This window comes from Actinomyces sp. SKVG-SVH-4(1), from assembly GCF_048514265.1.
Classification (GTDB): Bacteria; Actinomycetota; Actinomycetes; order Actinomycetales; family Actinomycetaceae; genus Actinomyces; species Actinomyces oris.
Genome location: NZ_JBGEVE010000002.1, coordinates 46,679 through 66,911, shown reverse-complemented (window position 1 = coordinate 66,911; position 20,233 = coordinate 46,679). Strand labels below are relative to the sequence as shown.

Genomic DNA, 20,233 nt, shown 5'->3' with positions numbered 1-20,233 from the left:
TGAGGGCGCTGCCGGACCTGCTCAGGCCCGGCGCGTCACCATGGAGACGAAGACGTCGTGGACCCGGTGGTCGCCTCCGACCTCCGGGTGGAAGGACGTGGCGAGCAGGGACCCTTGACGAACCGCGACGATCCTACCGCCGTCGGCCTCACCGACCCCAGCCGCACGTCCGGCGCGGGTCGTGGCGAGGATCTCGACGCCCGGGCCCACCTCCTCCACCCAGGGGGCCCGGATGAAGACGGCGCGCAGCGGTCGGTCCGGCCCCGCACCCAGCGCCGGGGCGAGGAGGTCCTCCTCGTAGGAGTCCACCTGCCGGCCGAAGGCGTTGCGGCGCACGGTCATGTCGATGCCACCCAGGAAGGCCTGACCCTCCTGAGCCCCCTGTACGCGGTCGGCCAGCATAATCATCCCGGCGCAGGACCCGTAGGCGGGCAGGCCCGCGCCGATGAGCTCACGCAGGGGCGTGAGCATGTCGAAGGCGACCAGCAGCGTGCTCATGGTGGTCGACTCCCCTCCGGGGATCACCAGGCCGTCAAGCCGGTGGCCGGGGGCCTCACCCAGATCGGCGGCGCGGCGCACCACGACGGGTCGCGCTCCGGCCGCCTCGAGGGCCAAGGAGTGCTCGCGCACGTCGCCCTGAAGGGCCAGGATCCCGATCGTGGGGCGGGAGTCGGGCGCTGCGAGCGCGGGGAAGAGCGCCCGGGGGTGGCGGGCGTCCATCGTGTGGGCCGGGCGGTGGGCGTGGCTCGGGTCAGTCATTGGGGTCCTTGGAGGTCGGTACGGGAGGCCGGTGGGCGGAGAGCTCGGCCAGGACCTCGGCGTCCACCGGATCGGTGAAGTCGATCGGCTCACCGCTCCACCCGGCGGCGAGCTCGCGTGCGAGCACCGGCAGGCGCGCCGGGTAGATCTCCCGACCTCGTTCCTGGGCGACCCGCAGGTCATGGGGGCTCCACCAGGAGATCGAGTCGACGACATCGCGTTCCAGATCGGTCCAGCCCTCCTTGCCAACAGGGCGCCTGGTCGACAGGCGCAGAAGGAAGAAGATCTCGTCCTGACGGCAGGTGACGGAGGCGAAGCGGAAGATCGCCTCCCGGTGGGCGACGGGGCCTTCGAGATCGACGGGGGCGACGTCGATCCCGGACTCCTCGGCCAGCTCGCGCACGGCTCCGGCGCGCGGGTCCTCGCCGGGACGGAGCCCTCCTCCCGGGGTGAAGACCCAGGTGTGATCCGGGTTGGCGGCGTCGTGCCCTACCAGGAGCAGCATGTCGGCGTCCCGGGTGACGACCAGGACCCGCGCGGCCGTTCTGAAGGGCAGACCGTCCTCCCCCAGGCTCCACTCGGCGGCGTCGAGGTGCTGGTTCCAGTCCTCGGGGACCAGCACCGGGTGACGACTCGGAGCGGGAGCAGCGCAGTCCGGGGACCGGCTCACCAGCCGCGTTCCGCGAGCCGGTGCGGCTCGGGGATCTCGTCGACGTTGATCCCCACCATCGCCTCGCCCAGTCCGCGTGAGACCTCGGCGATGACGTCGGGGTCGTCGAACTGCGCGGTGGCGCGCACGATGGCGGCTGCCCGCTTGGCGGGGTCGCCGGACTTGAAGATGCCCGAGCCCACGAAGACGCCCTCGGCACCCATCTGCATCATCATGGCGGCGTCGGCCGGGGTGGCGATGCCGCCGGCGGTGAACAGGACGACCGGCAGGTGCTCGGTGCGGGCGACCTCGGCGACGAGCTCGTACGGCGCAGCGAGCTCCTTGGCGGCCACGTAGAGCTCATCCTCAGGAAGAGAGGTCAGACGGCGGATCTCGTCGCGAATGGTGCGCATATGCGTCACCGCGTTGGAGACGTCGCCGGTGCCGGCCTCTCCCTTGGAGCGGATCATGGCCGCGCCCTCGGTGATGCGGCGCAGCGCCTCACCCAGGTTGGTGGCGCCGCAGACGAAGGGGACCGTGAATGACTGCTTGTCGATGTGGTGGGCGTAGTCGGCCGGGGTGAGGACCTCGGACTCGTCGATGTAGTCCACGCCGAGGCTCTGGAGGACCTGGGCCTCCACGAAGTGACCGATACGGGCCTTGGCCATGACCGGGATGGAGACCGCCTCGATGATGCCGGTGATGAGGTCGGGGTCGCTCATGCGGGCGACGCCGCCCTGGGCTCGGATGTCGGCCGGGACGCGCTCGAGCGCCATGACGGCGACGGCTCCCGCGTCCTGGGCGATACGGGCCTGCTCGGGCGTGACGACGTCCATGATGACACCCCCCTTGAGCATGTCCGCCATGCCGCGTTTGACGGTGAGGGTGCCGGTGCTGGGAGTGGTCTGCTCTGTACTCAATCGTGGTCCTCCGGCCGTGAGCCGTGGCCGCCGCACGGGGGCGGCAGCAACGTCTCCGAGAAAATGCTGACGCACAGCATGCTACCGCGAGCCTGCGCAACAGTCCCCGGTGCTCACGCTGCGAGACCCGAGCCGTGGAAAGGCTTCCGGCTGCTGTCGTTTCCTACCCGGCCCCCAGGAAGGACTGGCGCGCCTGGCTGATACGGTCGAGCAGCTCGGTCTCCTTGAGGGACAGCTCGCCCAGATCGTGGCTGTCCACCGCCTGCTGGCGCAGCTGGGCCAGTTCCGCAGCACCTTTCTGGAAGGTGTTCATGGCCGCCGAGGCCTGCAGCCCCCTGGTGGCGGCCCACCGTCTGCCCGACCGGCGCCCCGCGCCGGTGGTGAGCATCTGAACCTCAGCTGGGGAGAACCAGCCGGCGTGGGCGTAGTCCTCCAGCCCGCGGCGCATCGACCGACGCTCACTCCAACGCAGCCACGAGACCAGTCCGGTGCACAGACCGTAGAAGGGGAACTGAAGCAGCAGGTACACCCCGAAGTTCGCAGCAACGAACCCGTTCCAGGTCGCATGAAGGAGGATCGCACCGACCAGACCAACAGGAGCCATCCACGCCCAGGCGTACTGAGAGCGCCGGCGGGAGGAGACACCGATGGCCACTCCGGTGCAGGCGGTGAAGGTCAGGTGGGCAAACGGGGACAGGACCCCTCGCATGACGAAGATCGTCCCCACGTACTCCCACCCCTGAACGAAGTAGAGAATATTTTCCACGAAGGCGAAGCCTGCGGCGGTGAACGCCGCATACACGACCCCATCGATCGTCCCATTGATCGTGCGGCGCCAGATGAGGAAGACGAACAGGACGCCCAATCCCTTGGTCAGCTCCTCCACCAGGGGCGCTGAAATGACGCCGGCCGCGTTCGGGTCCCCCATGGCCTCGGTGATGACCCGACCCACCCAGCCGTTGACCACCAACGAGCACAGGGTGGACACGCTCGTCCCCCACAGGAACGCCACCAGGAGCGTGACCACCGTGAACACACCGGGAGGCCTGGGCTCCCAGCGGACGTACCAGAACACTCCCGCGAGCAGCATCGTGACCACCAGCACCCCGCCCAAGGGGATGAGCGCCAGCAGAAACGACGGAAGCACGACCGGACCGAAATCGTCTCGAAGCCCTGAGAAGAAGTACACGGTGAGCAGCGAGAACAGAACGATCGCGGTGAGCATGATGATCGCCCCGACCCTCGCCGGAATACCAGGTGGGATGAGGGAGGCCACCTGCTCGTGCTGCTGCCGTCCATCCTCAGGATCCGTGGTGGCCCGCGAAGGAGGCGTGCCCTGAGTGTCACGATGAACCTGATACCGCTGCCCGACTCCGGGAAGGGGGCCGGAGTCGGCTGGGGTCTGCGGCAGGGCGCTGGAGCGCCGGTATCCGGGACGGGGAGCCCAGGGACTGGGGGGCATGCTCATGGAATCACCTCGGTTGCACCTCGTCGTCGCGCTCGGGCGGCGTCTCAGGGGTGGTGTCGTCGTCGGCATCGAAGGTCTGGGGCATGGGCGCGTGCCCAGCCAGGTGGCACATCCGGACGAGCAGCCGTGCCCTGAGGGCCTGGGCCTCGCTGACGTGGGTGTTGTGGAACCTGCGGGCCAGGACCAGGCGGGAGCAGGCCCGGTCCAGGCGGTTGAGCGCGGGCAGGCTCAGCGGGTCGGCGGACAGCTCGCGGCGTGCGGGCTCGCTGACCACCGTTCGCAGGACCCGGCTGAGGTCGGACTCGATGAGGGCCCGACTGCGGGCGGTCGGCGTCGGGAGCACCGCGCCGCTGGAAGCAGGATGGGAGGAGGGGGTGTCCTCAAGAGGCGTGGAGGTGTCCAGACCGTCATCGACGAGAGGCCCCTCGGCGTCCAGCGCCTCACGAGCGGCTCGGCTGAGCAGCAGTCCGGAGGCCGGATCCAGGGCGGGAACGGTGGCCAGCTCCGCTGCGGCCTCGGCCCGGTGAACGAGCTGGGCCTCAAGCGTGGCCCGAGCGCCCAGCACCTGCCGGTGCAGCCGGTCCACCCGCACTGCCCTGGCGTAGAGGGCCCACCCGGCGGTCACGGCCAGCCCGACCAGCAGCACGACGATGCTCCACATCGGCGCCGTCATCGCGCCGGACTCTGTGGAGGACAGTGCCGGTAGGGCCGTGGTCGCACTGGCCGGGGTATCAACGGCCTGCGTCATGGCCGTCGTCATGCTTGCTGCCATGGTCGGTTCCTCATCACTCCTGAGATCAGCTGCTAGTCGTCCAGGGCATCGCGCAACCGGCCCAGCATGGTGCGCGAACCGGGGGCGGGCTCGACCCGGGTGTGAGCGGTGGACAGAGCCATGTCATAGACGTCGAGCACCTCGTCGGTGACCGCGGACCAGTCGTAGCGGCCGACCACCTGACTGGCCGCCTGGACGCGGGCCTGAGCGGCCGTGGCGTCCTGCAGGGTGTCGATGATGACTCGGGCCAGGTCGCCGCCGTCCTCATTGCGGAACAGGGCCCCATAACGGCCTTCGCCAAGCACGTCCGAGAAGGCCTTGAGGTCGGAGGCGACGACCCGGGTGCCGGCGGCCATGGCCTCCACCAGGACGATGCCGAAGGACTCCCCTCCGGTCTGCGGGGCCACGTAGCAGCTGGCCGAGGCCAGCATGGCGGCCTTGTCCTCGTCGCTGACGCCCCCCAGGAAGACCACGGAGTCGCTGAAGCGGGCCAGCTCCTGACGGATCTCCTGGGCCTGCCCGCGCCCTGCGATGAGGAAGCGCGCCCTGGGCACCGACTCCAGCACCGTCGGGATGGCATCGGCCAGAACCCGCAGTCCCTTGCGGGGCTCGTCCAGACGCCCCAGGAAGGAGATGGTGGGGGCCTCGTCCGTGCCCAGGAACCGGGGGTCGTCCTTGGGGGCGTCGGCGAAGGGCCCGACATTGACGCCGTTGGGGATAACGACGGCGTCGCCGCCGTGGTACTGGATGAGGGTGCGGCGGGCCTCCTCGGAGACGGCGATGCGGGCCGAGAGCTTCTCCATGAGCGGCACCGTCGCCGGGCTCAGCAGCTCACGGGCCAGCGAACGGTCCATGGCGGCGTGGAAGGTGCCCACCACCGGCCCGGTGGCGGCCTGCAGGGCCAGCATCCCGACGCTGGGGGTGATGGGCTCATGGATGTGCAGGATGTCGAAGTCCCCGGCATCCAGCCAGCGTCGGGCCCGCCTGGCCACGAGGGCGCCGAAGTTCAGCCGCGCCACCGAGCCGTTGTAGGGAATGGCAATGGAGTCACCGGCGCTGGTGACCCAGTCGGGAAGCTCGGTGTCCTGGGAGGCCGGCGCGAGGACCTGTACCTCGTGGCCGCGGCGGAAGAGCTCACCGGCCAGGTCCATGACGTGGACCTGGACACCTCCGTGAGCGTCGAAGGAGTAGGGGCAGACGATACCGATCCTCATGCGTCCTCCTCGTGGGCGCCCTGCTGGTCGCGGGCGTGGCTGCGAGCCAGGCGCTCCTGGTCCAGGTCGGCGTCGAAGACGGGCTGAAGCATGTGCCAGTCCTCGGCGTGCTCGGCAAGCAGGGGCTCCAGCGCGGCGACCCAGGCGCGCGTGTGCGCCACGACCTGCTCGCGTCCCTCCATCTGCTGGGGCGCCGGAACCCTGCGGGCGGTCAGCACGATTCCCCAGGGCGATCCAGCCCGACGGCGCCTCTGCCCGGTGAGCGGCTCGTAGTGGATCGAGGCGGCGTACAGGGGGCGTCCCAGGCGCTGGGCGATCGCCGCGGGACCGGCAGCCACCCGTGCGGTGGCGCCACCCAGCCGCGCAGTGATGCCGGCCGAGGACAGGTCCCGGTCCGCCAGGAGTGCGACGACGTAGTGCCCCTGGCTCGCCGCCTCAAGGAGGCGGTCGAAGACCTTCTCCCCGTGGGACTGGCCGATGATGCGCATGCCCAGTGACTGGCGGAAGGAGACGAACTGCTCGAAGAGGTCCTCGGGCTCCAGGCGCTCGGCGACGGTCAGGACGGTGGCGAGCTCACGGCAGGCCCAGGCTCCGATGAGGTCCCAGTTGCCCATGTGTGGCAGGGCCATGACGACGCTGCCGACGCGCACGTCCTCGTGCAGCTGGGGGTCGATGTCGGTGCGCACGCGCGCCAGGATCTGCTCCGGTGTGATACCGGGCAGGGCGAAGGCCTCGTAGAAGTAGCGCATGTAGGAGCGCATGCCGGCTCGGGTGGCCCGGCGCAGCGCGCGCGGTGGTGTTCCCGCCGGGAGGATGCGTGCCAGGTTGCGCTCGAGCTGTCCCACCCCGGCGGTGGAGCGGCGCAGGCGCTGCCAGACCCACAGCGCGTCGGCGACAGAGTGGGCAAGGCCGTAGCCCACCGGCGCGGGCAGGTGGCGGGTACCGCGCCAGGCCAGGCGGTAGGCGTCTGAGGCGGCTGGCAGGCGCATCCTCATGCCTTCTCATCCTCCTGCCGGACCTGCTGGTGGACGGCGCGCGCGCGCTGGATCACGGTGATGAAGGAGGCGATTGCCACGTAGAGGAGCCCAACGGTGAGCACCCACTGGGGTGCCCCGAGCCCCACGAGGAAGGTGGAGCCGAGCGCGACCAGGAGCCGGTCGGTGCGCTCGGCGATCCCTACGGAGGCGGTGGCGCCGATGGACTCGGCCCGCGCCCGGGCGTAGGGAACAGTGGCCGCCATGACGACGGCGACCAGGGCAGCCGCGACGGTCACGGTGCGCAGCGCGCCGACGGGCATGGACAGGGCCGCCCAGGCCGCGAGGGATCCCAGAACTGCCCCATCGGCGAGGCGGTCCATGGTGGAGTCCAGGAAGGCCCCGAACACCGAGCTCTTCCCGGTGGCCCGGGCCAGAATGCCGTCGAAGGAGTCGGCCACCAGCACCACGAGCAGGACCAGGGGCCCGGTCACGAAGTGTCCCTTCGGCAGCAGGGTGACCGCCGCCGTCACGGACAGGGCAGTTCCGGTGACGGTGAGCATGTTGGGAGTAACCCCGAGCCGCCCGAGCGCGAGGGCGGGTCGGGTGAACAGGGCCTTGGTCAGGCCGCGGCCGTGGTTGCCGAGCATGAGGTCCTTAACACTGGGGTGGAGCTGTCTAAGAGACGGGCCGTGATGGCACGGGATGGACAAGGACGCAGGGGCGCCCCTCAGCCTGCCGGAGCACGTCGATCGAGGCCAGGGGGATCAGTCCCCGCTCTGCCCGACCGGGGCGGCCCAGGCGGCGGCGAGCATGTCCCGCTGCTCCCCGAGCAGCTGGGGAACGGGCTTGGTCCGACCGATGATGGGCATGAAGTTCGCGTCCCCCTTCCAGCGCGGCACGATGTGCTGGTGGAGGTGGGCGGCGATCCCCGCACCGGCGACTTCACCCTGGTTCATCCCCAGGTTGAACCCGTGGGGGCGGCTCACCGAGCGCACGACGCTCATGGCCGTGGCGGTCAGCTCACCGATCTCCTGGCGCTCGGCCGCGGTGGCCTCGGTCCAGTCCGAGATGTGCCGGTAGGGGCACACCAGCAGGTGACCGGTGTTGTACGGGTACAGGTTCATGATGACGTAGCTGGTCTGGCCCCGGTGGACGATGAGGGACTCCTCGTCACCGCGTTGCGGCCCGGTGCAGAACGGGCACTGTGCGGGGGTGTCATCGGAGGGCTTGTTCTGCCCCCCGATGTAGGCCATGCGGTGCGGGGTCCACAGCCGCTGAAAGGCCTGCGGAGCGCCCTCGTGGTAGAAGGGAGCCTCCACCTCGACGTCGTCACCGCCCCCGGGGGCGCTGATCGTCTCTCCGGTCACTTCCTCAGTCACTGTGCAGCTTCTCCCCCGCCGGGTCGTTGATACGGGCGTCGATGACGCTGACGATGTGGGCCACGGCCTCCTTGACGGGCACGCCGTTGGTCTGCTGGCCGTCGCGGAACCGGAAGGAGACGGCGCCGGCCTCGGCGTCCTCTCCCCCGGCGATGAGGGTGAAGGGGATCTTGTCCTTGGAGGCGTTGCGGATCTTCTTGCCGAAGCGGTCGTCGGAGTGGTCCACCTCGACGCGCACCCCCTGGGCGCGCAGCTGGGCGGCGACGTCGTCGACGTAGGCGTCGAAGGCCTCGGCCACGGGGATGAGCCGGACCTGCACCGGGGAGAGCCAGGCGGGGAAAGCGCCCGCGTAGTGCTCGGTGAGCACCCCGATGAAGCGCTCCACGCTGCCCAGCTTGGCCGAGTGGATCATGATGGGGCGCTGGTGGGTACCGTCAGCGGCCGTGTACTCCAGGTCGAAGCGCTCGGGCTGGTTGAAGTCGTACTGGATGGTGGACATCTGCCAGGTCCGGCCGATGGCGTCCTTGACCTGGACCGAGACCTTGGGACCGTAGAAGGCGGCGCCACCCGGGTCGGGAACGACCTCCAGCCCGGAGGCGTCACAGGCGTCCTGGAGGGCCTGTGTGGCGGCGGTCCAGTCGGCATCGGATCCGATGAACTTGTCCTTCTTGGTGCCGTCCTCGTCGCGGGTGGACAGCTCGAGGTAGAAGTCGGTCAGTCCGAAGGCCTTGAGGATGGACAGGAAGAAGTCGATCTGGGCGCGGATCTCCTCGCCGGCCTGCTCCGGGGTGCAGTAGGTGTGGGAGTCGTCCTGGGTGAAGCCGCGCATGCGGGTGAGCCCGTGGACGACACCGGACTTCTCGTAGCGGTAGTCGTGGCCCATCTCGAAGAAGCGCAGCGGCAGCTCGCGGTAGGAGCGTCCGCGGGAGCGGAAGATGAGGTTGTGCATCGGGCAGTTCATGGCCTTGAGGTAGTACTCCTGGCCGGCCTTGGTGATGTTGCCCTCGGCGTCGCGCTCCTCGTCGGCGAGCATGGGCGGGAACATGGTGTCGGCGTAGTAGGGCAGGTGGCCCGAGGTGTGGAAGAGCCCGCCCTTGGAGATCTCGGGGGTGTGGACGAAGTCGAAGCCGTAGTCCTGGTGGCGGTCGACGACGTACTGCTCGATCTGGTGGCGCAGCATGGCGCCCTTGGGGTGGAAGACCACCAGGCCGGGGCCGATCTCCTCGGGGAAGGAGTAGAGGTCGAGCTCGGCGCCGAGCTTGCGGTGGTCGCGCTTGGCGGCCTCGGCCAGGCGGGTCTGGTAGGCCTTGAGATCGTCCTTGCTGGCCCAGGCAGTGCCGTAGATGCGCTGGAGGGAGTCACCGGACTGGTCACCCTTCCAGTAGGCCGACGAGGACTTGGTCAGCGCGAAGCCCTGCCCGATGAGGCGGGTCGAGGGCAGGTGGGGGCCACGGCACAGGTCGGTCCAGGCGACGGTGCCGTCGCGCCGGACGTTGTCGTACATGGTCAGCCCGCCGGCGCCGACCTCGACCGAGGCGCCCTCGGCGCCCGCTCCCTTGGTGGTGATGAGCTCGAGCTTGTAGGGCTGGTCGGCCAGCTCCTCACGCCCCTGGTCCTCGGTGATGTCGCGGCGCACGAAGCGCTGCCCCTCCTTGACGATCCGCTTCATGCGCTTCTCGATCTCGCGCAGCATCTCGGGGGTGACGGCGTCGATGGCGCCGAAGTCGTAGTAGAAGCCGTCGGTGATGAAGGGGCCGATGCCGAGGTTGACGTCCGGGAACATCTCCTGGACGGCCTGCGCCATGACGTGGGTGGCGCTGTGGCGCAGGATGTTGAGGCCGTCCTCGCTGGCCAGGGTGACGGGCTCGACGACGGCGCCGGCCGGGACCTGGCGCTCCAGGTCCCAGGGCTCGCCGTTGACGCACATCGCGACAACGCCGTCCTTCTTGACGGCGTCCTGCAGGAGGAGCGCCCCCGTGATGCCCGCCTCAATGGTGCGGGGCGCGCCGTCGAGGGTGATCTCAATCATGGGCTGGTCTGACACGGGTTCGTCTCCTCTGCTGCATCGGTGCGGGGCGCTGTACTGGTGCACCCCGGTTCGACCGCGAGTCTACGTCGTGGTCGCGCGGGCTCAGTCCTCCCGTGAGCCACGCCGCGCGCGCAGTGCGTCACGCAGGCGCTTGGCGGCGGACATCCCGGAGTAGATGACTCGGGAGACCGGGACGTCCCAGGCCCCGTCCACCTCGGTGACGTGCTGGGCGTAGCGCTTCTTGTACTGGCCCACCGTGTAGAGCGAGGGGACGCGGGTGGAGCCGGCGCCCATGAGGTCCAGGCCGCGGTAGCCCTCCTGCGCCAGGGTGCAGGCGGCCCACCAGTCCAGGGCCTCGGCCCCGCGGAAGGTGCGCGACTCGTTGGAGGAGGCGCCGTAGTAGGCCACGGAGTCCTTGCCCGAGGTGAGGATGAGGTCCCAGGCGTGGGGGATGCCGTCCTTGCGCAGGACGAACAGGCGGGCGTTCTTCTCCCCCAGGGAGGTCAGCATGGTCCAGTAGACCTCGGCGTCGTGGGGCTTGAAGCCGTCGCGCTCGGCGGTCTCGCGCAGGACCTCGTAGACCTGGTCGAACTCCTCGCGGCTCAGGCCGGTCTCGTCGCTGATGGTGCAGCCGGCCTCCCGGGCGACGCGCTCGGCGCGCTTGACCGCGCGGCGCCCGTCCTTGGGCATGACCGCCGCGATCTTCTCCGGTGTCTTGGGCACCAGGTCAATGACGTAGGTGCGGTCATAGGTGATGGTGGACAGCAGCTCTCGCAGGTCGGCAGCGCGGTAGCGGGCGTGCATGCGGATGAAGCGCACGGAGCGGTCGCGCTCCTTGACCACGGAGCGCAGCAGACGACGCAGGTGGGCCTCGCGCTCGGGCGACTGCTCCTTGAGCCAAACCGGGCCGTGCTTGGCCCACAGGAAGGTCTGGCCGCCCATCTCGTAGCGGTACAGGGCGATGGCGGCCACGGGCTTACCCTCGTCCTCATAGAGGTAGCGGCCCCACAGGGGGCGGCCCATGGCCTCCTCGAAGCGCTCCCAGGCCTCGGTCTGTTCAACCGGGAAGTGGCTGTTGCCCACGGCCAGACGCATCTCGCGCCCGTCGACCCGACGCAGGGTCTCGGAGCGGTCCGGGGTGGAGTGCACCGGCTCGGGGTGCGTGAGCCGAGGCGCCTTGGGCTTGTCAGTCTTGTCGGCCCTGGCGGGCTGGGCGGGCTTGTCGGTCGGGTCAACCTTCTGCTCGGGCTGCTCGGGCTGTTCGGGCTCACCGCCCTTGCGCCCCTTGTTGTTCTTGGGCTGAGTCGCCTGAGCCTTCTGGGGAGCCGGCGCACCGGCCTCGACCTTGATTTCAGGGGTGGAGTCAGTCGCGGAATCAGTCGTGGCGTCGGGGGTGGTGCTGTCGGGCATGTTCTCGTTCTCGGGCATTCAGCGGGACCTGTCGACTCGTTGCGGATAGTTGCGGGCGAACTTGCGGTAGTGGTTGAGGCGCTGGAGCTCGATCGTCACGCGACGGCGCAGCGAGCGCTCAGCCGGATCGCGCAGCGGGTCGACGCCCCGCCCCAGGCCCTTGGCCTTGCGGCGCAGAGCCTCATCGGACACGTAGCGTGCGATGACGCCGTCGGGAACCAGGGAGTAGAGGATCTGCCGGGTGACCTCGATGGGCTCGTCACGCTGGTCCAGGACCAGGTCCTTGAGCATGACGGCCATGGGGTTGGCGCCCGCGGCGGTCAGGTAGAAGGAGTTGCGGCCGATACGGGGGTTGACCTCGAAGAAGAGCTCCCGTCCGTCACGGGGGTCGACCTTGATGTCGAGGTTGGCGAAGCCGCGGTAGCCGGCATGACGCAGCAGGCGGCCGGTGGCCTCCCACAGGTCGGGGAAGGCCTCGGTCATCATGGCCACAGGGTTGCCGATCATGGTGGGCGCGTGGTCCTGCAGCAGAACACGCGCCGAGCCGATGAGGCGCAGCTCACCGGTGGAGTCCATGTAGGCCGTCACCGAGCGCATGGCGGTGTCGTCACCGGGGATGCACTCCTGCACCAGGAAGGTGGAGCGGTAACCGGCCTCCTTCAGGCTCCTCCACATGCCTGCCAGCTCGGCGGCGTCATCGATGAACCAGATCTTGCGCTTGCCAGGGAAGGAGATGCGGTCGTAATCAGCGCCGATGGCCGCCTTGGCCACGAGCGGGAACTCCATGCCGAGTTCGTCGGCGCTGGTCGGCGGCACGCAGTCGGGGTCGGCCAGGTCGACGACGACCTCCCGGGGCGTGAGCACCCCCACCTCGGCGCACAGACGGGAGAAGGAGGCCTTGTCGCTGACGGCATCGAGAACGTCGATGTCCGGAAAGGGCAGGACATAGGTGGGCTCGAGCTCGCTGCGGTGGGCCGAGATCATGGCGGCCGCGGCGTCGGTGTTGGCCATGAGCACAGCGCTGCGGGGCCCTCGGCCCTGAGCCAGCTTTCGCAGCAGCGCGATGGTCCGCTCCGGCGGGGCCCCGGCCTCCTGGTGGACCACGGTGATGTAGACCGACTCGGAGATCGCGACGATCGGATCCGAGGCCACGACCGTCACCGACGTGCCGGTGACCTCATGAAGCTGCCGCGCCAGGGCGTAGGCGCCGATATCACCGCCGAGGACCACGGGCAGCAGGTGCCTGAAGCGTTGCGTCATAACCATCCGTTTCTTGCCGCAGGGGCCAACTCCTCCCCAGATGGTAGAGCACGCCGGGACGCCCCGTTCCCGACCGCTCCAGGAACATCACGATCCAGACACGGGACCGTCCCCGACCGCCTCCACCCCACCCCCTCAATCCAGCGTGATTCCAAGCGATAGTCCGCACCTCGACGACGACATCGCGGCCTGACGGTGACACATGCCACCCTGCTCGAGGCCGCCTTCCCGGAGAACGACAAGAGCCCGGAGCGCTGGGCTCCGGGCTCACTTCGACCATCGGTTCTGGTGGGCGATACTGGGATCGAACCAGTGACCTCTTCCGTGTCAGGGAAGCGCGCTCCCGCTGCGCCAATCGCCCGAGCGGATGACGGGACTCGAACCCGCGACCCTCACCTTGGCAAGGTGATGCTCTACCAACTGAGCCACATCCGCGTGACACCCTTGTGGGGTGCGGGAAGAAAGTTAGCAGAGGTATCCCTCGGAGGCAAAACGCAGCCGAGCCCGTGTCCTCATGAGGTGTCTCACGCCCCGCCGCCCCAACTCGATCACCGGGCAGCACCCGGGGACGTGCCGGGAGACGCTCCGACGTGACATGTCTTTCTCCCACTCTCCTGCCTTCGCACCTCAGTCGTGGCAGGGTAGTCCCCATGACCACGCCGACAACACCGACGCCTCAGGCCGCACCGGAACCTCAGGAGGGCCCCCAGCGCCAGATCTGGCCGGGCCACCCCTACCCGCTCGGGGCGACCTACGACGGCTCGGGAACGAACTTCGCCCTCTACTCCTCGGCCGCCACCGGTGTCGACCTGTGCCTGTTCGACGACGAGGGCCACGAGGAGCGGGTGGCGCTCAAGGAGGTCGACGGCGACGTCTGGCACGCCTACCTGCCCGGGATCTTTCCGGGTCAGAAGTACGGCTACCGGGTGGCGGGCCCCTACGACCCGGCCTCCGGTCACCGCTGCGACCCCTCCAAGCTGCTGCTGGACCCCTACGCCAAGGCGATCTCCGGCGAGGTGACCCCGTCCCAGACGCTGTACTCCTACTCCTTCGACAACCCGGAGGTGCGCAACGAGGAGGACTCGGCGGGCCACACCATGCGCTCGGTGGTCATCAACCCCTACTTCGACTGGGGTCACGACCGTCCCCCGAACCACGAGTACCACGAGACGATCATCTATGAGGCCCACGTCAAGGGCATGACCAAGCTGCACCCGATGGTTCCCGAGGAACTGCGGGGCACCTACGCCGGTCTGGCTCAGCCCGCCGTCATCGACCACCTCAAGAACCTGGGCGCGACGGCCATCGAGCTCATGCCGGTCCATCAGTTCGTCAACGACACCCACCTGCAGGAGAAGGGCCTGTCGAACTACTGGGGCTACAACACGATCGGTTTCTTCGCCCCGCACAACACCTACGCCGCCTACGGCGCCGAGGGTGAGCAGGTCCAGGAGTTCAAGTCCATGGTCAAGGCCTTCCACGAGGCCGACATCGAGGTCATCCTGGACGTGGTCTACAACCACACGGCCGAGGGCAACCACCTGGGCCCCACCCTGTCCTTCCGAGGCATCGACAACAGCTCCTACTACCGCCTCGTCGATGGCTCAGCCAGCCACTACTTCGACACCACCGGTACCGGCAACTCGCTGCTCATGCGATCGCCGGCGGTCCTCCAGCTCATCATGGACTCGCTGCGCTACTGGGTCACCGAGATGCACGTCGACGGGTTCCGCTTCGACCTGGCCTCCACTCTGGCACGGCAGTTCCACGAGGTGGACAAGCTCAGCGCCTTCTTCGACATCATCCACCAGGACCCGGTGCTCTCCCAGGTCAAGCTCATCGCCGAGCCCTGGGACGTGGGCGACGGCGGCTACAACGTGGGCGGCTTCCCGGCCCTGTGGAGCGAGTGGAACGGCAAGTACCGCGACACCGTGCGCGACTTCTGGCGCGGGGAGCCCTCCACCCTGGGCGAGTTCGCCTCCCGTATCACCGGCTCCTCCGACCTCTACCAGCATGCCGGGCGCACCCCGGTGGCCAGCATCAACTTCGTCACCGCCCACGACGGCTTCACGCTGCGTGACCTGGTCTCCTACAACGAGAAGCACAACGAGGCCAACCTCGAGGGCAACGCAGACGGGGACAACAACAACCGGTCCTGGAACTGCGGCGCCGAGGGTCCCACCGACGATCCGACGATCACCGAGCTGCGTCAGCGCCAGACCCGCAACTTCCTGGCCACCGTCCTGTTCAGTCAGGGCGTGCCCATGATCTGTCACGGCGACGAGATGGGACGCACCCAGGGGGGCAACAACAACGTCTACTGCCAGGACAACGAGATCTCCTGGGTCAACTGGGATCTCAGTGAGCAGGACAACGACCTGCTGGAGTTCACCCGCACCATGATGTGGCTGCGTCGCGACCACCCGGTGCTGCGGCGTCGGCGCTTCTTCACCGGGGACGCCCGCCACGGCGGGGAGAGCGAGCTCGGCGAGATCGAGTGGCTCACTCCGGCCGGTGAGTCCATGACCGACCAGGACTGGACCACCTGGTACGCCCGGGCCATGATGGTCTTCCTCAACGGGGAGGCGATCGCCGAGCCCGATGAGCGCGGACAGAGGATCGTGGACGACTCCTTCCTCGTACTCATCAACGCCTCCGACGAGGACATCACCTTCACCCTGCCCGGCGAGGGGTACGCCCCCACCTGGAAGGTCGCGCTGGACACGGCTCCCGCAGTGGACGGGGACTCCGACCCGGTTCTCGCTGCTGACGACACCGTCGTGGTCGAGGCCCGCTCCATGCTCTTCCTCATCGACGCCCCCGAGTCCGCCGCCACCACGGAGCGCCACCCGAGGTAGGGGCTCTCCGCGGCCCTCCGGCGCGCCACCGAACGCACATCACCCATCAAGCAGCACCACCCGACGCAGACCAGACGAGCTTCAGGAAGTGACATGACCGACGCAGTGGACGCAGCAGTGGATCAGGCAGGTTCGGCGGGTTCGGCCGAGACACCCGCCTACGCGCCGTGGTCGGGGCACGTGCCGGCTCCGGAGCACCGGACGCCGGTGACCACCTACCGTCTCCAGCTCGGTGAGGATCTGACCTTCGCAGACGCCAAGGCCCTGGTCCCCTACCTGGCCGATCTGGGAGTCACCGACCTCTACCTCTCCCCGATCCTCACCGCCGCGCCGGGCTCCACCCACGGCTACGACGTCGTCGATCACCGCCGGGTCTCGGCCGTCATGGGAGGAAGGGAGCAGCTCGAGGCCCTGGCCGCTGAGGCCGACGCCCATGCGATGGGCGTTGTGGTGGACATCGTTCCCAACCACATGGCCGTGCCCACCCCCGGCTGGCACAACCTGCCCCTGTGGTCGGTGCTGCGTGAGGGACCGGACTCCCCCTACGCCGCCTGGTTCGACCTCTCCCTGGACGAGCCCATCCTCATGCCGATCCTGGGCAAGCGCATCGGCGCCGTCCTGGCCGATGATGAGCTCACCCTGGAGCAGATGGTGGTTCCGGGGCAGGAGGATCTGGGCGAGCAGTGGGTGCTGCGCTACTACGACCACGCCTTCCCCGTTGCCCAGGGCACCGAGGCGCTGCCGATGCACGTCCTCGTCGAGCGCCAGCACTACCGCCTGGCCTACTGGAAGGTCGGCGACGAGGAGATCAACTACCGACGGTTCTTCGATGTCGGCACCCTGGCCGCGATCCGCGTCGAGGAGCCCGACGTCTTCGCCGGAAGCCACGGCCTCATCCTCGACCTCATGAGAGACGGAGTCATCAGCGCCCTGCGGGTCGACCACCCCGACGGCCTGGCCGACCCCGGTGGCTACCTCACCCAGCTGGCCGAGGCCACCAGCGGGGCGTGGATCGCCGCGGAGAAGATCCTGGCGCCCGACGAGTCCCTGCCCACCTCCTGGCCGGTGGCCGGAACCACCGGCTACGACGCCGCCTGGCGGATCGACCAGCTCCAGGTGGACCCCGCCGGCGCGGCCCGCCTGGGCGCGCTCATGCAGGAGCTCACCGGGGACGCTCCGGTGGACTACGACCGCATCGTCGAGGAGGCCAAGCGAGAGGTCATCGCCGGCTCACTGGCCGCGGAGGTCGACCGTCTGGCCCGCATCCTGGACTCCCTGACCTCCCAGGACGTGCGCCTGCGCGACCACACCCTGCGCGACCTGCGGGCCTGCGTCGTCGAGCTGCTCGTGGCCGCAGACCAGTACCGGGTCTATGTCGTTCCCGGGACGCCCCCAGGCCCGGAGACGGCCGCCGTCCTCCAGGCCGACGCCGAGCGGGCCCGCCAGCGCCTCGAGCCGGACCAGGGAGAGACCCTCGACCTCGTGGTCGCCATCCTCCTGGGTGAGCCAGTCGGCTCCGAGGGCCTGTCTGAGTCCCCCGAGCGCACCGAGGCCATCATCCGCTTCCAACAGGTGTGCGGGGCCGTCACCGCCAAGGGAGTGGAGGACACCGCCTTCTACCGATGGACCCACCTGACCAGCCTCACCGAGGTCGGCGGCAACCCGGCCGGCTTCGCGCTGAGTGCCGACGAGGCCCACGCCTGGGCCGACCGGATCCAGAACACCTGGCCCGACACGATGGTCACCTCCACCACCCACGACACCAAGCGCGGTGAGGACGTGCGCGCCCGCCTGGACGTGCTGGCCTCCTACGCCGAGGAGTGGAGCGACCTCATCCACCGTCTGCGCGCCATGACCGCGCAGGTCCGCCCCCTGGACCTCGACGGACGCAGCGAGAACCTGCTGTGGCAGACCCTGTGGGGGACCTGGGCGCCCGACAGCGACGACCCCATGACCCCCGAGCGCCTGAGCGCCTATCTCATCAAGGCCTCCCGGGAGCAGAAGATCTGGACCACCTGGACCGCCCCGGACCTGGCTCGGGAGCAGGCCCTGACCGACTACGCCACCCATCTGCTCACCAGCGAGGAGGTCCGCGACGAGCTCGAGGCCTTCGCGGCCCTGACGGCCAGGTCCGTACGCACCGCGATCCTCGCCGGCAAGGCGCTGGCCCTGACCTGGATGGGCGTGAGCGACATCTATCAGGGCAGCGAGATCACCCGCACCTCACTGGTGGACCCCGACAACCGTCGCACGGTCGACTACGCCGGGCCCTCGGGTCTCATCAGCGCCCTGGAGCGCCTCGACTCCGGAGCCGCACCGCGCAGCCTGGATGAGGACAAGCTCTTCCTCACCTCACGCCTGGCGCGTCTGCGCGCTGCTCGCCCCCACACCTTCGTCGGTCCCCGCTCGGGCTACCGCACGATCCCGGTGACCACCTCCTTCGCCTTCGCCTACACCCGCCTGCTCGACGAGATCCCCGACGTCGTCGTCATCGTCAGGCGCCTGTCCCGGCGGCTCGAGCAGCTGGGGGGATGGCGTGAGGAGAGCATCGTCCTGCCGGAGGGGACCTGGGAGCACGTCCTGCGCACCGGCACCGTGGAGGGAGGCAGCCAGCCTCTGGCCGAGGTGGTCGGGGACGATGCCGTCGTCGTCCTGGCCAGGGTCGGCTCCCCCGACTCCCAGACCGACTCAGACCAGGCCGCCCAGGAGCAGGAGGCCGCCCGATGAGCCCGGCATCCCGGACCTGGCAGTCACCGGCCCTGCCTGTGGGCCCCCGCGTTCCCGTGTGGGCCCCCACGGCGAGGCGGGTCGAGCTGCACCTGCCCGGCGATGAGGGACTGGATGACCGGCTGGTTGACATGGTCCCGGCCCCCGACGGCTGGTGGGCCGCCCCCTTCGACCTGGAGCCGGGCACCGACTACGCCTTCCGGGTCGACGGTTCCCCCGACCGCCCCGATCCCCGCAGCGCCCTGCAGCCCCACGGTGTCCACGGCCCCTCACGAACCGTGGACCCGACCGCCTGGCAGTGGACCGATCAGGACTGGATGGGCAAGGACCTGCTCGGCTCAGTCATCTACGAGCTCCACGTGGGCACGTTCACCCCCGAGGGCACCCTGGACAGCGCCATCTCCCGGCTCGATCACCTGGCCGAGCTGGGCGTCGACATCGTCGAGCTCATGCCCCTGGCCGCCTTCCCCGGCCGAGCCGGATGGGGTTACGACGGGGTGGGCCTGTGGGCCGTCCACGAGGCATACGGGGGCCCCGAGGCCCTGATGCGCTTCGTCGACGCCGCCCACCGCGCCGGTATCGGCGTGTGCCTCGACGTCGTCTACAACCACCTGGGCCCGTCGGGCAACTATCTCAGCGTCTTCGGCCCCTACTTCACTCCCGCCCATCACACGCCCTGGGGTGAGGCCGTCAACTATGACCACGACGGCAGTCATCAGGTGCGTGCCTTCGTCATCGACTCGGCCCTGCGCTGGCTGCGGGACTTCCACGTCGACGCCCTGCGCCTGGACGCCATTCATGAGATCAAGGATGACGCCGCAGCCGCTGACCCACCGCAGGCTCACGTCCTGGCCGAGCTCTCCGACGCCGTGGCCGCCCTGTCCGCCGAGCTGGGCCGCCCCCTGAGCCTGGTGGCCGAGGCAGACCTCAACGATGTCGGAGTCATCACCCCCACCGACCAGGAGCCCCCCGCCGCGACACCCAGCCTGGGTATGACCGCTCAGTGGGCCGACGACGTCCACCATGCCCTGCACGCACGGATCACCGGCGAGGCGCAGGCCTACTACGCCGACTTCGCCGAGCCCGGGGCGTGGACCAAGGCCTACAGCAGCGCCTTCCTCCACAACGGCATCTGGTCCACTTTCCGGGACCGGGTCTGGGGCGCCCCCGTCCCCGAGGACACCGACCCCAGGCGCTTCGTCGTCTTCGGCTCCAACCACGACCAGATCGGCAACCGAGCCGTCGGGGACCGCCCCTCGGCCGGTCTCGACGACGCCGCCCTGGCCGCCACTGCCGCCCTGGTGCTCCTGTCGCCCTACACGCCCATGCTCTTCATGGGCGAGGAGTGGGGAACCCGTACTCCCTTCCAGTTCTTCACCGACCACGAGGAGGAGGACCTGGCCCGCAGCGTCAGCCAGGGGCGCGCCCGGGAGTTCGCCGGCTTCGGCTGGGACGCCGACGAAATCCCCGACCCCCAGGACGCCGGGACCGTCGAGACCTCACGCCTGGACTGGTCCGAGCTGGACAAGACCGAACACGCCCACATGCTGTCCTGGTACCGGGCACTGACCGCCCTACGCCGCGAGCTGGGATGGTCCCAGCGCACCGCGTGGCCGCAGATCGATGAGGCCGACGATGTTGTCACCGTGACCTACGAGGACATCGTCGTCGTCACCAACCTCTCCGGGAGGCCACGGCCCGCTGCCGAGCTGAGCGAGGTGCTCCTGTCCTGGGACCCCGTCGGCTCCGACCCGTCCTGCCTGCCGGCCGGACAGACGCTCATCGCCCGACGCTGACCAGTCCCACCAGGC

The 20,233-nt window shown here is 69.3% G+C and carries 15 protein-coding genes and 2 tRNA genes; 3 read left to right on the top strand and 14 right to left on the bottom strand.

Annotation, left to right across the window (positions count from 1 at the left end):
- Window positions 1-21 precede the first annotated feature (21 nt).
- The 14 genes from pdxT to AB7V09_RS02195 form a co-directional block, all read right to left on the bottom strand.
- On the bottom strand, window positions 22-759 hold the full coding sequence (gene pdxT, locus AB7V09_RS02260) for a pyridoxal 5'-phosphate synthase glutaminase subunit PdxT (RefSeq protein ID WP_419142805.1): 738 nt from the start codon (window positions 757-759) through the stop codon (window positions 22-24).
- The gene (locus tag AB7V09_RS02255; protein WP_419142927.1) at window positions 752-1,381 is read right to left on the bottom strand and encodes an NUDIX hydrolase; all 630 of its coding nucleotides are present in this window, start codon (window positions 1,379-1,381) and stop codon (window positions 752-754) included. Before AB7V09_RS02255 ends, pdxT begins: the two co-directional genes overlap by 8 nt.
- Before the next feature lie 44 nt (window positions 1,382-1,425).
- Window positions 1,426-2,328, bottom strand: a complete 903-nt coding sequence (gene pdxS / locus AB7V09_RS02250; RefSeq protein WP_419142804.1) for a pyridoxal 5'-phosphate synthase lyase subunit PdxS — start codon at window positions 2,326-2,328, stop codon at window positions 1,426-1,428.
- A 163-nt stretch (window positions 2,329-2,491) separates the two neighbouring features.
- Complete coding sequence (locus AB7V09_RS02245; protein ID WP_419142803.1) at window positions 2,492-3,796, bottom strand: PrsW family intramembrane metalloprotease; 1,305 nt, start codon at window positions 3,794-3,796, stop codon at window positions 2,492-2,494.
- A gap of 4 nt (window positions 3,797-3,800) precedes the next feature.
- Window positions 3,801-4,568 carry a hypothetical protein gene (locus AB7V09_RS02240; protein ID WP_009747406.1) on the bottom strand — a complete coding sequence of 256 codons (768 nt, stop codon included), beginning with the start codon at window positions 4,566-4,568 and terminating at the stop codon, window positions 3,801-3,803.
- A 32-nt stretch (window positions 4,569-4,600) separates the two neighbouring features.
- The gene (locus tag AB7V09_RS02235; protein ID WP_009405677.1) at window positions 4,601-5,782 is read right to left on the bottom strand and encodes a glycosyltransferase family 4 protein; all 1,182 of its coding nucleotides are present in this window, start codon (window positions 5,780-5,782) and stop codon (window positions 4,601-4,603) included.
- Complete coding sequence (locus AB7V09_RS02230) at window positions 5,779-6,777, bottom strand: phosphatidylinositol mannoside acyltransferase (RefSeq protein WP_009747570.1); 999 nt, start codon at window positions 6,775-6,777, stop codon at window positions 5,779-5,781. The genes AB7V09_RS02235 and AB7V09_RS02230 overlap by 4 nt, the downstream gene beginning before the upstream one ends.
- Window positions 6,774-7,406: a phosphatidylinositol phosphate synthase gene (pgsA, locus tag AB7V09_RS02225; protein ID WP_009405560.1), complete on the bottom strand. Its 633-nt coding sequence runs from the start codon at window positions 7,404-7,406 to the stop codon at window positions 6,774-6,776. Before pgsA ends, AB7V09_RS02230 begins: the two co-directional genes overlap by 4 nt.
- A gap of 117 nt (window positions 7,407-7,523) precedes the next feature.
- On the bottom strand, window positions 7,524-8,138 hold the full coding sequence (locus AB7V09_RS02220; protein ID WP_009747395.1) for an HIT family protein: 615 nt from the start codon (window positions 8,136-8,138) through the stop codon (window positions 7,524-7,526).
- Window positions 8,131-10,182: a threonine--tRNA ligase gene (gene thrS, locus AB7V09_RS02215; protein WP_419142802.1), complete on the bottom strand. Its 2,052-nt coding sequence runs from the start codon at window positions 10,180-10,182 to the stop codon at window positions 8,131-8,133. The genes AB7V09_RS02220 and thrS overlap by 8 nt, the downstream gene beginning before the upstream one ends.
- A gap of 87 nt (window positions 10,183-10,269) precedes the next feature.
- Window positions 10,270-11,595 (bottom strand): lipid II:glycine glycyltransferase FemX, encoded by a 1,326-nt coding sequence (locus tag AB7V09_RS02210; RefSeq protein ID WP_009747645.1) that lies wholly within the window; start codon window positions 11,593-11,595, stop codon window positions 10,270-10,272.
- The gene (locus tag AB7V09_RS02205; RefSeq protein ID WP_081385242.1) at window positions 11,596-12,837 is read right to left on the bottom strand and encodes a carboxylate--amine ligase; all 1,242 of its coding nucleotides are present in this window, start codon (window positions 12,835-12,837) and stop codon (window positions 11,596-11,598) included. It abuts the gene before it with no gap.
- A gap of 286 nt (window positions 12,838-13,123) precedes the next feature.
- Window positions 13,124-13,198 (bottom strand) — tRNA-Val (locus AB7V09_RS02200).
- A gap of 1 nt (window position 13,199) precedes the next feature.
- Window positions 13,200-13,272, bottom strand: a tRNA-Gly gene (locus tag AB7V09_RS02195).
- Between the two features lie 215 nt (window positions 13,273-13,487).
- Between AB7V09_RS02195 and glgX the strand changes: the two genes are divergently transcribed.
- From glgX to treZ, 3 genes are all read left to right on the top strand, one after another.
- Entirely contained in the window at window positions 13,488-15,695 is a 2,208-nt protein-coding gene (gene glgX, locus AB7V09_RS02190; protein WP_009406109.1) for a glycogen debranching protein GlgX, read from the top strand.
- A 93-nt stretch (window positions 15,696-15,788) separates the two neighbouring features.
- Window positions 15,789-18,422, top strand: coding sequence for a malto-oligosyltrehalose synthase (gene treY / locus AB7V09_RS02185; RefSeq protein ID WP_009406002.1), 2,634 nt, complete (start codon window positions 15,789-15,791; stop codon window positions 18,420-18,422).
- Window positions 18,419-20,218, top strand: coding sequence for a malto-oligosyltrehalose trehalohydrolase (gene treZ, locus AB7V09_RS02180; RefSeq protein ID WP_419142801.1), 1,800 nt, complete (start codon window positions 18,419-18,421; stop codon window positions 20,216-20,218). The genes treY and treZ overlap by 4 nt, the downstream gene beginning before the upstream one ends.
- The last annotated feature ends 15 nt before the right edge of the window (window positions 20,219-20,233 follow it).